Origin of the sequence: uncultured Mobiluncus sp. (assembly GCF_947254095.1) — a bacterium.
Lineage (GTDB): Bacteria > Actinomycetota > Actinomycetes > Actinomycetales > Actinomycetaceae > Mobiluncus.
Window position 1 is genome coordinate 14,887 of record NZ_CAMYBV010000015.1, and the last position, 15,964, is coordinate 30,850.

The window sequence follows — 15,964 nt, forward strand, 5'->3', positions numbered from 1 at the left end:
TTCCTCAGACGTAGACAGTCTATCGGTCTCATCTTGGAAAGGCCGACTAAATTTTCGTGATTCTGTGGCATTAGGGGCGGGCAGATGCGCAGCGTGGCTGTCCCGAGTTACCGGACGCGGCAGCGGGGGCATGATTGGGGGTCGGGTGGCGCTGCGGCTGCAGCCCCAGATTCTGGAGCATTTGGCGGAACACCGACTTATCGCCCTCGTCACGGGCACTAACGGGAAAACCACGACTACGCGGATGCTCAGTGAAGCGGTCTCGGAGGGTGGCTTAGCTGTAGCCTCAAACCGTGGCGGGGACAATATGCCTCCCGGCGTCGTCACGGCGTTGATGTCGAATTTGCACGCGAGAGTAGCGATTCTAGAAATTGATGAAATGCACTTGGAACTTGTCGCAAAAGCGACCTGTCCGCGGGTCATAGTGTTGTTGAATCTCTCGCGTGACCAACTGGATCGGGTCGGGGAAATTGCGGTTATTGAAAAGCGCATTCGCGCTGCAGTTGATGAAAATCCGCAGGCCTACGTGGTAGCCAATGTGGACGACCCCCTGATGACCTCGGCAGCCTGGGATAGTGCGCACCCGGTATGGGCTGCGGCGGGAAAAGGCTGGAGTGGGGACTCGCTGACGGCACCCCGAACCGGCGGAGCGATAATTTATTCCCCTGACAAACCGGATACGCCGACTGACGAACCTCGTGAATTGGCTTCCGGTCTGGATCAGGAAGTATTGTGGCGCTCGGTTCCGGTCGAGGAATTGTTGGCCCATGAGGTGCCTTGGGATAGGCCTCCGACTCAGTCAGATTTCGCCCGACCCGACCCAAAGTGGATTTGGAAAGCCGAGAGTTTCCAAGCTGGTGCCCCTGTGCGGCTGGTAGATACTGGCAGCGGGCAGGAAACGACTGCAACGGTGCGGCTTCCTGGCAGAGCCAACCGTGGTAACGCCTTGCAGGCTTTCGTTGCGGCGAGGCTGCTGGGAATAGAGGCGCAAGATGCTGCCGCAGGTATCGCCAGAGTGAGAGATGTGGCGGGGCGCTACGCGAGTTTTAGCTTGCAGGGACGCCACATTCGGATGTTGTTGGCAAAGAATCCGGCCGGATGGATGGAATCCTTGACGATGCTCAATCCGCAGGCTGGAATCATTGTGGGAGTCAATGGCCAAATCGCCGATGGGACCGACCTGAGTTGGCTGTGGGATGTGAACTTCGAGGCGCTGAGCGGGAAAACTGTGGTGGCCACCGGCGAACGCGGCGCAGACTTGCAGGTACGTTTGAACTATGCGGGCATCGAGACACGCTGGGCCCCGACGGTTTTGGAAGCTATCGAGATGACTGACCCCGGCGAGGTCGATATGTTGTTGAATTACACATGTTTCCGTGACGCACGGGCCGAATTTGTAGCACGGGGGTGGTTGCGGTGAGCGAATCAACGTTACGTATCGGGGTGCTGATGCCTGAGGTCTTGGGCACCTACGGGGACGGTGGTAACGCGGTGGTGCTGGCGCAGCGAGCGAAATTATTGGGTTACCAATCTGAAATTATCCACGTGAGCTGCACTGACGCAATCCCGGAGACTTTGGATATTTACACTTTGGGGGGCGGGGAAGATATCGCTCAAACCATTGCCTCGCGTCGCTTACTGACTGACCGCGGATTGGAACGCGCGGTACAAAATGGGAAGCCTGTGCTGGCCATATGTGCCGCGTTCCAGGTCTTGGGAACCTGGTATACGGACGCGGAAGGCAAACGCACCGAAGGGGCAGGGCTGCTCGACGTGGTGACCTTGCCGCAAGGGGCTCGGGCTATTGGAGAATTGGTCAGTTCTGCGAACGGTTTACAGTTATCGTGTGAGCTGACCGAGCCCCTGACTGGTTTTGAGAACCATGGAGGCGCAACCCTCTTAGGTGGGGATGCGTTGCCGTTGGGATTCGTGACTTATGGCACGGGCAATGGTCAGCCCGGGGTGGCTCCGGGCCTAGCTGACGGTGTTAGCGCACAAGCCGGAGTACAGGCGGGACGCGAAGTCAGCAGGGAGATTCCTGATGGCTATCGGGCTACAGAGGACGGAAGAGCGGTGGAAGGCTGCGTGCAGGGTTCCATCATTGCAACCTATATGCACGGACCGTGTTTAGCGCGTAATCCGCAGCTGGCGGACTTGTTGTTAGCACGCGCTTTGGGGGCGACCCTTCCGTTGGCGATACCGGAAATTCCGGGACTGCAGCGTTTGCGCCGAGAGCGATTAGCGGCGATTAAATAAAATCTTCCGGGATAAAGTCGCTCAATTCGATGGCTCCGATGCGGGGCAAAGGTGCGTTGAAAGCGTGAATTTCGCGCTCCAGATCCACGATTTTTAGACCGTTTTCCTCAAGAGTGCGCAGTTCACCAGAGAGGAATTCTTCAAACCCTACCACCGTAACGTCGTGGTCGTTACGCAGCAAACTACGCAGTTGAGGCTCAAAATCCCCATCGTGAGAAACTAATACCACATTTCCGTATTCTTGTTTGTCGATGGCCTCTAGGGTGCGTTGAATCCCTACGTCAACAACCTTTTCATCCCCTTCGGAGGTGAGGGGAATCGGCTGATAATCCATCGCTAGCAAGGCTTGGACAAACGTCATGGGCATATGGGCAGACGCGTTCAAAAAGAACAGCCCCTTGGTTTGGCCGGGAAAAGTCTCCGAGACGTAGTCACGGACCCGATCCCAGCGGGGGCGTTCGTCAGGGTCGGGGCGGCGCCCCAAGACGCTCAACCCCAGGGTGGCGTCGATGTTTTCTCCATCGACCAGAAGGTAAGTTGTTTCTTCTTCAGGAATTTGCAGCTTCATTGAGTTTTTCTTTGCTTATGGTGTTTTCTTTAAATTTTCACAATTTGAACAGCCGAGATCTTCGAAAACTATCCCGGAATTTTCAAAACGCCTCAGTAGTTTACAACTTTTTTAGCCGTGCCGTCAGTCAGATAAATTTTTCTAAAAAACAGTTTTGACCCGAGAATCGGGTCAAAACTGCTATCGAACTACTTAGCCGGCGTAGGGAAGGCTACCGGAATCCCACTGCCTAACTGAACCAGCATCTCTGCGCTGGTAGAGAGCATTGTCACCCCGATGAGCGGTTCTTGCGGGAGCTTCTCTCGCGCCTGGGCGATGAGCTGCTCGCAACGAGACAATTCCACCTCTATCTGCGGATCGATGCTCTTGCGGCGCAACATGATATTCGTGCGCAGCAGCTCCAGATGCTGTTGCTCCCACGCCAGACGCAGCGGGAACTGAGCCTGCAACTGAGCCAATTCTTGCGCCAGAACCGAAGTGCCATAGACATTAAACAGATTTGCTTGCAGACCGCAGAGTTTGCTCAAGGCTACGATGGGGTCGCCCTCTCCGGCCAGCGCCTTGCGGGCCTTGTCCATAGTCCGTAGCGTGATGGCAATTTCTTGCCCATTCGCCTCGGGGTCATAAGTCCGGATGGTTTGCACGTCCGCATTCAGCCTTTCCAGCATCGTAGAAAGGTATTCTCTGGTTTCAGACAAGAAGGTACCGAGTTTCGTGATGTGTTCCAGGGCGAATTCGGTCTGGGTGACAGCCCGTTCGGAACCGCGCGCATAGCGGATTGCAGTCTTGGCGTCGCCCTCCTGCAGGCACTTTTGCCCGGACAAGATGCCTTTGTAGGCTGCCTTTAACAATCGCTTCGATTGGCTCAAGTTCGCGCTGGCGTGACCCAAATTCGCCTGCGGATAGTCGGCTTCCAGCTGCTTTTCCACGTTCTCAACTTGGGCCAGAGACTTCCGTGCTCGGTTCCATGAATCTGCCAGCCGATTGAGGGAAGCCTTAACTTGATCAGGATTGTGGCGACGTTTCGTGAATTCCAGTACTTCAGCGGACAGGGCCTGCTTAACCTGGTGAGCCGAATCTTCAAGCTGTCCGGCTTCCTCACGGTTGACCACATCGGCTCCCGCAAGCCAGTTCATCAAAGCGTTGGCTTGGTCGCGGGAGGACTCCAGGATCGCGGCGAAGTTGCTGGTTTCCGCTTCTCCAAAAGCTTCCACGGAAGCGTGCAAGTCCTCGGTGGCCGCAAAAATGGAATCGTTCAAGTCGTTCAAGGCATTGAGTCCGCGTTCAAAGTTGGCTTCGTTTTCCGCGGCAGCCGCTTCGTCAAAGAGCATTTCTGGCTCTGGATAGGCCGGCGTTTCCGGCTGGTTGGCTTCCTGCGGTGCCTCCGCAGCATAGACAGCTGCCGGAACTGCCCCGGGGGCAGCCGTCACAACATCTGGGGCGCCAACGGGAGGAACGGGCTGCGTGACTTCAGTTTGAAGCAGGGATTCGTCTGTCGTGACTGAGGCAAATTCCTCGCTGCTTTCAAATTCTCTGTCACGATCGGCGCTCTCGACCGCGTCAAAGTCCACTGTGTCATGAGGTTTTGCTGCGGTGTTGTAAGAATTCCGCCGGTAAATCGCGATAGCCAACGCCACCGTCACCAGCATCGCCAAAATGAGCATGAGGATGAACCAGTTATTGGTGGAACGTCCTGATACATCGGTATTACCCGCGGGGGCGGCGGAGCCAGAACCCGCCGACATAGCCAGATCCATCAACTGCTGGACGAAAGAACTCACGCCCGAAGCGTATTCACCGTTGCTCAACTGGTAGGGCAAAACCTGCATAGCCCGGTCTCCGGCCTGGGCACTATTGATAGCCGAACCAGCGGTGGAAGAGGCCGCAATCTCACCCGAACCGTCCTCATTGGGGTTGTAGGCTATAGAGAGCAGGTAGGAATTGGCCTCCAAATGCGACAGCTGCATCGTTTTTTCGTTCCATTCACGAGGGGAGAGCTCACCGAAATCGGGAACGATAGCGATATAGACCGACATATTAAAATTCTTGGCGGCTTCGATGGAACTTTTTACCTGATAGATGCCGTCATCACCCAGCTTGTTATCGGGGTCGTAAATCTGATTGCTGGAAATGTCCAGGGGATCGGCTGCGGGCTGGATAGCGGGGAAAGCCTGAGCTTGGTTCGCTGGAACGAACCCCGCCATCAGCAGAACAAAACCTGCCGCTATGAAACGAACTCTTGAGAACACAGTAACTTTGCTACTTTCTTTCGAACACAACAAACGTCACCTATAACTTTATCTCAGCTGGGGCTTGCAGTTAGACTGGTTGGGTTGAAAATTTTACCGCAATCGTTAGATTTGTGCGGTAAGTGGACCAAGATTTTAGAGGAGGACAAGTGCCGAGCGGGAAAGTGAAATGGTACGACGCTGTCAAAGGTTTCGGGTTTTTGGCCGGAGCCGACGGTGAAGAGGTGTTCCTACACGCCTCGGCTCTGCCTGAGGACGTGGTGGATTTGCATCCCGGCACCAAGGTCGAATACTCGGTCGTTGACGGCAAACGGGGTCGCCAAGCCATGAATGTGACCGTGGTGGAAAAACTCCCTTCCGTAGCCAAAGCGCAGCGCAAGAAAGCTGCCGATATGGTTCCTATTGTGGAGGATCTTATTCGGATTCTCGACGACGCCTCGGGAAGCCTGCGCCGGGGAAAGTATCCCGAAAACGGCAAGCAGATTGCCAAGATGCTGAAAATCGTGGCGCAGTCTTTTGAAGCCTAAATGCTAGCCGAAAGACTGAAACCAGACTGATACCAGACCAAGAAGTGACACGAAGGAGCTGTTGATGGCTCAAAAACGAACACAAACGACTAAGTCAGCAGGGGCCACGGAACCCGACTCAGTGCTGGCGAAACAGTCCGACCTTGCCCGCAAGGCCCTGAAATCCATCACGAAAGATGAAGAGGTCGGGGAACATCTGCGGGTAGAAGCCACCGGCGAACGCCTAGTGACGCACTTTTTTGAGTGCTTGAAATCGGGGTACAAGGGCTGGGTGTGGGCTGTCAGCCTGACCCGAGTGCCGCATGGACGGATTGGGACGGTGTGTGAAACCGACCTGCTGCCTGCCGAGGGCGCCTTGCTGGCACCCCCGTGGATACCGTGGTCACAGCGGTTGGAGCCCGGCGACCTAGGTCGTAAAGACCGGACTCCCTACGACCCGGACGACCCGAACCTCGACCAAGGATATGAAGCCACCGGCGAGGACGCTGACCAACTGGCCCTGTGGGAACTGGGACTGGGACGGAAACGGGTGTTGAATCGGGAAGGTCGCAATGCAGCGGTAAAACGTTGGCTGCGTGACGCGCATTCGCGCACCGAACTGGATCGTCACGGTAACCCGCCGGCAGATCCGTGCTCTACCTGCGGTTATCTGTGGAAAATCAGTGGTTCGCTGCGGTTGGAGTTCGGTTTGTGTACCAACGCGTGGAGCCCTGACGACGGACACGTGGTGGCGATGGACCACACTTGTGGAGCCCACTCCGAAACCGATGCAGACCTGACACCGAGCACACTGCCGGTGGGGCGGACCTTCTTGGACGACAAGTCCTTGCAGGAACTTGACCCGGATGAGATTACTCTTTCGGGAAAAGCTCAGGACGCATGAGCCCGTGACGTTGCGTTTTGGCTTATTGTCGGGGAAACAGCTAGCGTTAAGCGGTGAGCAATAATACAACGAAACCTGCAAACAAATTCGATAAGAAAACCACTACTGGTTCCGCCCGCACCAGCGGAGGACTGGATGGTTTTTTCGAACTCTCCAAGCGTAAATCTTCCGTAAGGCAAGAAATTCGCGGTGGCCTGGTGACCTTCTTTGCGATGGCTTACATCCTGGTCGTCAATCCTTCCATCCTGATTGCGGCCGCCAGTGCCGGTGGAGCTGAAAATGTCACACCAGCCTCAATAGCGGCGGGAACTGCCCTGGTCGGCGGCTTGATGACAATCTTGATGGGTCTGGTAGCAAACTTCCCCTTGGCTCTGGCGGCTGGTATGGGGCTGAACGCAATGGTGTCTTTCACCCTGGTGCTCGGTCCTTTCGGGCTGTCCTACGGCGAAGCAATGGGGCTCATCTTTTGGGAGGGCGTCGTCATTACGCTGTTGGTGGTCACCGGTTTCCGTGAGGCTGTCTTTAACGCCGTACCCAGCCAGCTGAAAGTCGCTATCTCGGTTGGTATTGGTTTATTTATCGCGCTGGTTGGCCTCATCAACGCGGGGATTGTCCGTCCGGGAGGCACTCCGGTTCAGCTGGGTATCGGGGGATCATTTGCCGGTTGGCCGATGGTTGTGTTCCTCATCGGTTTTGTGGTCATTTTGGTTCTCTACATTCGCAAGGTCCAGGCCGCCATTCTCATCGGGATTGTAGTGTCTTCTGTTTTCGCAGTCATTATTCAAGCGATTGTCAAGATTCCGCTGATGACTGATGAGACTGGCAAGGTTGTCAACGAAACCGGCTGGACCAAGAACATTCCCGCTTTGCAGGGCTCGCCCGTGCAGCTTCCTGACTTCGCCACATTCGGTCAGATTGACTTCTTTGGGGCGTTCACGAAGCTCCCGGTAATTTCCGTGCTGCTGCTGATTTTCTCCCTGATGCTGGCGGATTTCTTTGACACGATGGGCACGATGGTCGGCGTCGGTGCTGCCGGCGGTTTGCTCGATGAGAAAGGCAACCCGCCGCATACCCTGCAGATTCTGCTCGTTGACTCCCTCGCTGCCATGGCCGGCGGTTTGGGCGGCGTTTCCTCGAACACCTCCTACGTGGAGTCCACCTCCGGCGTAGGCGCGGGAGCCCGTACCGGTTTGTCCTCGGTCGTGGTCGGGGTATGTTTCCTGCTGTCTATGTTCTTTGCCCCGCTGGTAGAGCTGGTGCCGGCAGAAGCCGCGTCAACCGCCTTGGTCTTTGTGGGATTCCTGATGATGACGCAGGTGGCGGACATTGATTGGAAGAACGCTGAGAACGCGATTCCAGCTTTCCTGGCTATCGCCATGATGCCGTTCTCGTACTCGATTACCGCCGGTATCGGGTTTGGCTGCATCGCTTTCATCATCATGAAATTGTCGCGCGGTAAGTTCAAAGAGATTCACCCGTTGATGTGGGTGGTGGGCATTTTGTTCGTTATCTACTTTGCCCTAGGCCCCATTCAGGCTCTGATTGCCTAACTGAGTTCTGACGTAAAAGACCCGGCCAAGACCTTGGTCGGGTCTTTTACCATTTATTGTCGTTACAGGCGTTCGATAACGTAGTCGAGACAAGCCAGCAGCGCTGCCGTGTCGGCGGGGTCAGTAGAGGGGAAAGTTCCGATACGCAACTGGTTGCGGCCTACCGCGCGGTAAGGACTGAGGTCAACGATGCCGTTGGCGCGCAAAATCTGGAGTAGCGCCGCAGTGTCCACAGAGGTATCAAACTCTACGGTAGAAACGACCGGGGAACGCTTGGCGGGGTCTGAGACAAAAGGAGCAGCGAAAGACTGAGCTTGCGCCCACGCATAAATCGCCTCAGAGCTGGCGCGAACCCGCTGTTGCGCCGCTTGGAGCCCGCCGAGGCTGTCCAACCACTGCAACTGAGAGTGCAGCAGTTCCAACGTGGCGATAGCCGGCGTATTCAAAGTCTGATTCTTTACGGAATTTGCCACCGCAGTTTGCAAGTTCAAGATTGCGGGAATCCAGCGACCTGCGGAAGGGTTTTCGGTAATCTCGGTGGCTCGCTCCACCGCTTGGGGCGAGAGGAAAGCGAACCACAATCCGCCATCTGACCCCAGAGCCTTTTGCAGGGAAAAATAGTATGCGTCGGTCTGGGCTAGATCGACCGGCACGGAACCGGCGATGGAAGTTGCGTCAATCAACACCAGCTGATCGGCGTGGCCCAGGCGTTTCACCGGCGCAATCGCCCCGGTAGAGGTTTCCTGTTGCGGCCAAGCGTAAACATCGGCCTGCTCACTAAGCTGCGGGAGGGTAGAGTCACCCAACTCGGCCTTGGTGATGAGTGACTCCTCAAGGAAGGGCGCCCCCGAAGTCTCTTTGGCGAACTTTTCACCGAAAGAACCAAAGATGGCGTGGGCGGCACGGTGGCGAACCAATGACGCGGTGGCAGCGGCCCAGAAAGTGGTGGCTCCGCCGTTGCCGAGGGCCACCGTGTAATCAGCGGGAACCTCGAAAAGGTCACGCATCCGAGAGATACAGTCGGCCACCAGATTCTTTACCGGAGGTTGACGGTGAGACGTGCCCATAAGGGTCGAATGACCCAAATGCTCCAGCTGCTCACGACGAATCAGGGTGGGCCCGCAGCCAAAACGGCCGTCTTTGGGCAAAAGTTCGGCGGGAATCTTTAAGTTCGCATATTCACTCACGTTTCGATTATGCCACCACGCCTATCAGGCCGAACAATCCGCGGGAACCAGACCCAAGACTCTTGTGAAGAATAGGGAAGGGGACCGGGAAACTGACCGGAGAAAGGAACTTGACCGGAGAGGTGCCCGCTAGTTAAGAATTTTGATAAGTTAGTAGGGTGTTCTTGGCGGTATAAAACTGATTGTTGCTGAGAAGTCACGATGCAGAAAGAATCACGCGAATGAGTGAACTGGTCGATACTACGGAAATGTATCTGAAAGTCATCTACGAGATGATGGAAGACGGAGTGGCTCCGTTGCGAGCCCGAATCGTGGAGAGATTGGGCCATTCGGGGCCAACGGTCAGCCAGACCATATCCCGTATGGAGCGTGACGGTCTGCTGAGTCTGGAAGACGATAGAAAAATTACGTTGACCGAACAGGGACTGCGCGAGGCCACCGAGGTCATTCGCAAGCACCGGCTGGCAGAACGGCTGTTGACCGATGTCATCGGCTTGCCTTGGGACGAAGCCCACGATGAAGCCTGTCGCTGGGAGCACGTCATGAGTGAGAAAGTCGAATCCCTGTTGCTGGCGCTGCTGCAAATGCCGGACCATGATCCCTATGGCAATCCGATCCCCCGCCGAGTTAAGAACTATAAGAACTTTAATCCCATAGTCGAGGGGGCTACCCTAGATTCTTTCTGGCGTCGTCACCCTGACGGCGGAGCGGTGCAAATCGGGAGAATCGGAGAGCCGGTACAAGCTTGCGACGGTGTTCTTAAGAAATTAAGTGAGGCCAAAATGTTACCTGGCTCTAAGGTTACGCTCAGGTTTGACGACGGTGCTGAGGCTGCCGCACTTTTCCTTGAAAATACAGGGAAAAGCGGCGAAAAAGACCTGCCGGTAGTGACGATTCCCCGCGACCTCTTCAAGCATTTTTTCATAAAGCTATAGGCAAAGATTGCCCAAATCTTGTCAAAATCACCGGGAATTGTTATCCAAATGTGACATTTGAAATTCAATGGTGTAGTGTTAGAAACACGTTCTGAGGACGGCTCAAACCGTCCGGAACCTGAACTTGAAATCAGGCCTTCAAGGAAAGGGACAAGGTTGGCTAACACCACTTCTCGGGCTCGGCACCGCGCCGCAACTAAGCCCGTTACACCTTTAGATTCTTTGAAAAACATCGATGGAAAGAAAGGGTTTGTAGCCGCAGCCTCCGCCGGTTTGGCGCTGGGCACCGTTTGGGCTGGTTCGGCCATTGCCGCTCCAGAAGGCGCAGATACCCCATCCCAGGCCAAGGTGCCGGTCTCCGCTCAGGTAGGCGACGCCGTTGCGCAGGCGCACCTGGCGGTTGCCGCTAACCCGGTGGTCACTGCCCCGGAGAACGTAGCGTGGACTGAGGGTCAGGTCGAGGTACCGGCTCAGCAACAGCAGGCGCAGGCTCAGAGTGCTAACAATCACGGCACCGCTAATCGCAGTGCCGGGCGCGCCGCGGTTTCGGCCGCTCCGATTTCCATTCCGGCTAATATCGCTGGCGGTTCCATCGCGGACATTGCCCTGCGTTACCAGGGTACGCCCTACGTCTATGGCGGAACCACACCCAATGGCTTTGATTGCTCCGGTTTCGTTGGTTACGTTTACAACCAGGCCGGGATTTCCCTGCCCCGCACTTCGTGGGCTCAAGGCGCTTCCGGCAAGCACGTTTCCGCTGGGGAAGCCCAAGCAGGCGACATCGTTTACTACGGCGGCCACGTTGGTGTCTACCTCGGCGAAGGCAAGATGGTACACTCACCGCGCCCTGGCGAATCCGTGAGGGTTCAGCAGGTCTACGGTAATCCTGAATACGTGCGTATCGGTCAGTAACTTTATAACTTAGTGGAGTGGAGTCGGTATTCCGGCTCCACTCTCGCTTTTTATCGCAGTCGGTTTTCTGTCAGTCAGGTTTAAAATCGTGCTGAAAAGACAGTAGACTAGGTAACGTTGCCCTCGTAGCTCAGTGGATAGAGCAACCGCCTCCTAAGCGGTAGGTCGGCCGTTCGAATCGGCTCGGGGGCGCTTTCGTTTAGTCTTGGCCGGGCATGGTGGGCATCCCCAGCAGCGCCGGTTCGTCCGGGTCGGAGCAACAGCCAGACGTAGCGGATTCAGCCGCTGAGAATTCGGGCAAATCTGGGCTCAACTTACTAAAGTCTAAATCGCGCCCCTCGTTGATCTTCGCAGTCGAAATCATGAGCTTAATCCGATTCAGCTGGTTCACTGCCGAAGCCCCGGGGTCATAATCGATGCCGACAATATTTGCCTGGGGATAGCGGTTACGCAGAGGCCGGAACATACCCTTGCCAACGATGTGGTTAGGCAGGCAGGCGAAAGGCTGCACACAAATGATATTCGGGCAGCCATCTTCAATCATGTCCACCATCTCAGAAACCAAATACCAGCCTTCTCCCGCCTGGTTACCCATGGAAGCAATGTCTTTGGAACGCTCATACATATCCATAATGTTGCGACCGGGCAGGAACTTGCCGTTGGTGGCCGACATCGCCCTGTTTACCGTCGCGGTGTAGCGGCGCAAAACCCACAATGCCAGCGGTTTCGTAAACCGGGCTTGTGGATTCATTCCCAGGTTTTCCCAGTCCCATTTTCCGTCCGCGAGCGAGTACTCAAAGAACTGCAGCAGGCCAGGAAGGACCGCTTCGCAGCCTTCATCCTCTATGGTTTGTACCGCGTGGTTGTTTGCGTAGGGGTGGAATTTGACCAGAATCTCTCCCACAATCCCGACCCGCGGTTTACGGGGGATATTCCTTAGCGGGAGGGCATCGAACTCGCGCACGCATACCTTGGTGAGCTTGGAGTAGCTGACACGTCCGAAACCACCGACCCGTTTCCCGCCCGAAGCGAACCACTCGCGCCACAGCTCGTTCCAACGCTCATAGAGGGCCATCGCGGAACCGGGAGCCGCCTCGTAAGGCCGCACCCGCAGCAGCATCTTTTGAATGGCGTCGCCGATAACCAAGGCTTGAATAATTCGATGATAAATCGGAATCGTAAACGTAAATCCGGGATTTTCTTCCAGCCCCTGCAGAGACATGGCAATGACTGGGACCTGCGGATATCCAGCATCTCGCAGTCCTTTGCGCAACAGCGAAGCATAGTTCGTCGCCCGGCACATACCGCCGGTCTGGCTCATGGCTACGGCAGTTTTATCCGGGTCGGCACGTCCGGAAACGAATTCGTCGATGAGCTGACCCAGTACCACCAGCGAGGGGTAGCAGGCATCGTTATTGATGTACTTCAGTCCGGTTTCCATAGTTTGAGCATCGACATTCTCCAGCAGTCGAATGTTGTATCCCTTGCGTTTCAGGACCGGCTCAGCCAGACGGAATTGGATGGTTGCCATCTGCGGCACAAGAATGGTGTAGCCCGCGTCTCGCATCTCTTTCGTGAAGGGGTGCACCTCGTAGACGTGACCAGCAGGGTTCTTGCCGGCACTATGGGCCGCGGACAGGGGACTAGGCACCCCCTCCGGGCGGGTGGCGCTGGCCGGGAAAGTAGCTACAGTCGCTGACGTGAGAGCCTCACCAGCGGCCTTGTGATTGTCGGGAATAGTGTCGGTCGAGGTGTTGGGCAGGAAGCTCACGTTGACACTGCCCGTGTTGTCGACGTGAGCGCTGCCGGTCAGGCCGGCGACGCTGATGGCGTTTCCCTGACGCTTGGTACGATCTTCACGCTCAATGGCGGCCGCGGCCAGGGAACGCAGCCGAATGGTTGCCGCTCCCAAGTTTGAGACCTCGTCAATCTTCAGCTGGGTAAAGATGTCGTTTTGACCTTCCAGAATTTCTTGCACCTGCTCTGCCGTGACGGCGTCGAGACCACAACCAAAGGAAGTCAGCTGCACCAGCTCCAAGTCTGGTTCCGCAGCGACACGGGCGGCTGCCTCATACAATCGAGAGTGGTAAGTCCACTGGTCACGCACCCGCAGCGGGCGTTCCAGACGGCCATCGGCGATAGAGTCCTCCGTCAGCACCGCCATGCCCAAGCTGATAATCGCCTCTGGAATTCCGTGATTGATTTCCGGATCCAAGTGGTAGGGACGACCCGCCAAAACCACACCGCGCTTGCCATGTGTGCGCATCCATTCCAGAGCCAGACGCCCCTGCTCGCGAATCTCGTTCTTGACCCGCGCATCCTCGGCATAACCGGCGTGAACCGCAGCGGTAGCTTCCTCGATAGTGACGTTCCAGTCAGCAAACACTTCAGTCAGGCGTTTCGCCACAAAATCAGGGTCTGCCATGTTCAAGAACGGCGAGATGAAGCGCACTCCGGGGGTATTGAGGCCTTCCATGTTGTGACGCAGCGCCTCGGGATAGGTGGCGACGACCGGACAGTTGTAGTTATTGTCAGCTTTGGGATTGCGGGGCATATTGTAGTTCACGCAAGGGTAGAAAATCGTTTTCACCCCTTTTTCCAGCAGCTGCTCGATATGCCCGTGAGCCAGTTTCGCCGGGTAGCAGATATTTTCCGAGGGGATTGATTCCATTCCTTGTTCAAACAGTTCGTGGGAGGACCGTCCCGAAATCATGACGCGAAAACCGAGCTGGCTCAAAATTGTGAACCATAGCGGGTAATCCTCATACATCCCCAAGACTCGAGGGATGCCGATATCCCCGCGAGTGGCTTTGTCTTCAGTCAGACGACGGTAAGCGAACAGTCGGCGATATTTCCAGTCATAAAGGTTTGGAATCTGGGACTTTTGAGGTCGTTTTTCCAAGCTAGCGCCGCGTTCGCAACGGTTGCCGGTGACGTGGCGAGAGCCGTTGGCAAAGGTAGAGATCGTTACCTGGCAGTGGTTTTGGCAAAAGTTGCAGGTTTTGTGGGTAGTTTCGACATCGAAGGCATCCAAATCCGCCAAGCTGGCCAGCGTGGACTGCGTGGTGGGGTCGTCATGCATTTTGGCGCTCAAGGCCGCTCCGTAGGCTCCCATCAGCCCGGCGATATTGGGCCGAATCACCTCTCGTTTCGTCAGTAGCTCGAAAGCCCGCAAGACGGCATCGTTCAGGAAAGTACCTCCCTGCACCACGACCTTGTCGCCCAAATCTGAAGGATCCTTTAGCTTGATGACTTTATACAGAGCATTGCGCACCACCGAATAGGACAGACCCGCGGCGATAGCCCCGGTATCGGCGCCTTCCTTCTGGGCTTGCTTGACCGAGGAATTCATGAACACGGTACACCGGGTACCTAGGTCTATCGGATCGGGGCTCTGCACCGCGGCAGCAGCAAACTCCTGCACTGTGGTACTCATTGTGGCGGCAAAGGTTTGCAGGAACGAACCGCAGCCGGAAGAACACGCTTCGTTGACTGAAATCGAGTCGACGCTGCCGTCCTTAATTTTGATGAATTTCATGTCCTGGCCGCCGATGTCCACCACCGAAGTCACCCCCGGAGCGATATGGTTGGCCGCTCGGTAGTGAGCCATGGTTTCCACGACCCCTTCGTCCAGGGTCAGTCCCGCCTTTATCAGGCCTTCGCCGTAGCCGGTAGAACAAGCGCGCCCGATAGTGGTGCCTGCCGGAAGCTCCTTACGAATCCGGCGGACAATGTCGATGGCTGCCCGGAGAGGATTGCCTTCATTCGTGGCGTAATGAGAGAAAACAATGCGGTCAGACTCGTCGATAACCACCGCTTTGATAGTGGTGGAGCCGGCGTCAATCCCTAGCCAACAGCGTCCTTTTGCTTCCGTTGGGTCCAGAGACTGGATGCAATTGCGCTGGTGACGCTGACGAAACTCGTTGAGTTCCGCGTCGTTGTTAAACAGCGGGCGCATCCGAGTGGACTCGTGGACTACTTCGGCCTGTTTCAGGCGTTCAATCAGGACTTCCAGGTTCTCCGGGGTGGCAGCTTTACCGCCCGCACACCCTCCGTCAGCCAGTAGGGCGCTGCCCAAGGCCACAAAGAGCTGCGCGTCAGGGGGTGTGTAAAAGTTTTCCACTTTAGGTAGCAGTTTTTGGTAAGCCTGGCGCAGTTCTGGCAGGAAGTGCAGCGGGCCGCCAAGGAACATGACGTTTCCGCGGAGAGGACGGCCGTTGGCAAGGCCCGCAATAGTTTGCGTAGCTACCGCCATGAACACGGAGGCGGCAATGTCCGCATGGGCGGCGCCTTGGTTCAGTAGCGGTTGAATGTCGGATTTGGCAAAAACACCGCAGCGTGAAGCGATGGGGTAAATCGTTTGTGCTTGCGCCGCGAGGATGTTCATCCCCTCGGCATCGGTGTCCAGCAGAGTCGCCATCTGGTCGATGAAGGCTCCGGTTCCTCCCGCACAAGATCCGTTCATACGCTGTTCGGGAGTCGGATGCAGGTAGGTCAGTTTCGCATCCTCTCCGCCCAGTTCGATGATTACGTCAGTCTGAGGGCTGTATTGACGGACAGCTTCGGTTTCAGCAATGACTTCCTGGACGAAGGGTACTCGCATAGAGTTGGCGACTTGGAGGCCGCCCGAGCCGGTGACGGCGGTTTGGACAGTAATGTTGCCCAAATCGGTGAGGACATCTTCCAAAAGGCGGGTTAGTTCGCGACGAACATCGGCCTTGTGACGGCGATAATCGGCAAAGACTTTTTGTCCTTGAGTGTTGAGGGCCACCGCTTTTACGGTGGTTGAGCCCACATCAACACCGAGGCGGATGATGTTCGCGGCACTAACAGTCATACGATGGGCCTCAATTCATTTCCTCGCCGTGTTTTCTAGGAACATATCCAGAAAACTGAG

Annotated in this window: 11 protein-coding genes and 1 tRNA gene; 8 read left to right on the forward strand and 4 right to left on the reverse strand. The window is 56.1% G+C overall.

The features are described from left to right. Nucleotides 1-64: 64 nt before the first annotated feature. Together Q0X47_RS06290 and Q0X47_RS06295 are read left to right on the forward strand one after the other, a co-directional pair. Nucleotides 65-1,420, forward strand: coding sequence for a MurT ligase domain-containing protein (locus Q0X47_RS06290; protein ID WP_297724033.1), 1,356 nt, complete (start codon nt 65-67; stop codon nt 1,418-1,420). Continuing rightward, a complete protein-coding gene (locus Q0X47_RS06295; protein WP_297723983.1) occupies nt 1,417-2,256 on the forward strand; it encodes a type 1 glutamine amidotransferase in 840 nt (279 codons plus the stop codon). The genes Q0X47_RS06290 and Q0X47_RS06295 overlap by 4 nt, the downstream gene beginning before the upstream one ends. On the opposite strand, the gene Q0X47_RS06300 is transcribed toward Q0X47_RS06295, so the two are convergent. Beyond that, nucleotides 2,249-2,824 carry an NYN domain-containing protein gene (locus tag Q0X47_RS06300; RefSeq protein ID WP_297723985.1) on the reverse strand — a complete coding sequence of 192 codons (576 nt, stop codon included), beginning with the start codon at nt 2,822-2,824 and terminating at the stop codon, nt 2,249-2,251. The genes Q0X47_RS06295 and Q0X47_RS06300 overlap by 8 nt on opposite strands. A 188-nt stretch (nt 2,825-3,012) precedes the next feature. Continuing rightward, on the reverse strand, nt 3,013-5,073 hold the full coding sequence (locus tag Q0X47_RS06305; RefSeq protein ID WP_297723987.1) for a TPM domain-containing protein: 2,061 nt from the start codon (nt 5,071-5,073) through the stop codon (nt 3,013-3,015). A 149-nt stretch (nt 5,074-5,222) separates the two neighbouring features. Here Q0X47_RS06305 and Q0X47_RS06310 point away from each other — a divergent pair, with 149 nt between their 5' ends. The 3 genes from Q0X47_RS06310 (at nt 5,223) to Q0X47_RS06320 (ending at nt 8,033) form a co-directional block, all read left to right on the forward strand. Continuing rightward, on the forward strand, nt 5,223-5,600 hold the full coding sequence (locus tag Q0X47_RS06310) for a cold-shock protein (RefSeq protein WP_297723989.1): 378 nt from the start codon (nt 5,223-5,225) through the stop codon (nt 5,598-5,600). Between the two features lie 64 nt (nt 5,601-5,664). Then, nucleotides 5,665-6,483 (forward strand): DUF3027 domain-containing protein, encoded by an 819-nt coding sequence (locus Q0X47_RS06315; protein ID WP_297723991.1) that lies wholly within the window; start codon nt 5,665-5,667, stop codon nt 6,481-6,483. 53 nt (nt 6,484-6,536) lie between these two features. Beyond that, nucleotides 6,537-8,033: an NCS2 family permease gene (locus tag Q0X47_RS06320; protein ID WP_297723993.1), complete on the forward strand. Its 1,497-nt coding sequence runs from the start codon at nt 6,537-6,539 to the stop codon at nt 8,031-8,033. A gap of 62 nt (nt 8,034-8,095) precedes the next feature. Here Q0X47_RS06320 and serC read toward each other — a convergent pair whose 3' ends face one another. Continuing rightward, nucleotides 8,096-9,220 (reverse strand): phosphoserine transaminase, encoded by a 1,125-nt coding sequence (gene serC / locus Q0X47_RS06325; RefSeq protein ID WP_297723995.1) that lies wholly within the window; start codon nt 9,218-9,220, stop codon nt 8,096-8,098. A 221-nt stretch (nt 9,221-9,441) separates the two neighbouring features. Here serC and Q0X47_RS06330 point away from each other — a divergent pair, with 221 nt between their 5' ends. From Q0X47_RS06330 to Q0X47_RS06340, 3 genes are all read left to right on the forward strand, one after another. Next, nucleotides 9,442-10,155, forward strand: a complete 714-nt coding sequence (locus Q0X47_RS06330) for a metal-dependent transcriptional regulator (RefSeq protein ID WP_297723997.1) — start codon at nt 9,442-9,444, stop codon at nt 10,153-10,155. A 156-nt stretch (nt 10,156-10,311) separates the two neighbouring features. Further along, nucleotides 10,312-11,067 carry a C40 family peptidase gene (locus Q0X47_RS06335; RefSeq protein WP_297723998.1) on the forward strand — a complete coding sequence of 252 codons (756 nt, stop codon included), beginning with the start codon at nt 10,312-10,314 and terminating at the stop codon, nt 11,065-11,067. A 119-nt stretch (nt 11,068-11,186) separates the two neighbouring features. Further along, nucleotides 11,187-11,259, forward strand: a tRNA-Arg gene (locus Q0X47_RS06340). 7 nt (nt 11,260-11,266) lie between these two features. On the opposite strand, the gene Q0X47_RS06345 is transcribed toward Q0X47_RS06340, so the two are convergent. Continuing rightward, the gene (locus tag Q0X47_RS06345) at nt 11,267-15,904 is read right to left on the reverse strand and encodes an acyl-CoA dehydratase activase-related protein (RefSeq protein ID WP_297724000.1); all 4,638 of its coding nucleotides are present in this window, start codon (nt 15,902-15,904) and stop codon (nt 11,267-11,269) included. Nucleotides 15,905-15,964 lie beyond the last annotated feature (60 nt).

Excerpts from the sequence above, each read along its gene's own strand:
- Q0X47_RS06330 (WP_297723997.1), top strand. The coding sequence starts at position 9,442 with ATGAGTGAACTGGTCGATACTACGGAAATGTATCTGAAAGTCATCTAC.
- Q0X47_RS06300 (WP_297723985.1), bottom strand. The coding sequence starts at position 2,824 with ATGAAGCTGCAAATTCCTGAAGAAGAAACAACTTACCTTCTGGTCGAT.
- Q0X47_RS06345 (WP_297724000.1), bottom strand. The coding sequence starts at position 15,904 with ATGACTGTTAGTGCCGCGAACATCATCCGCCTCGGTGTTGATGTGGGC.
- Q0X47_RS06315 (WP_297723991.1), top strand. The coding sequence starts at position 5,665 with ATGGCTCAAAAACGAACACAAACGACTAAGTCAGCAGGGGCCACGGAA.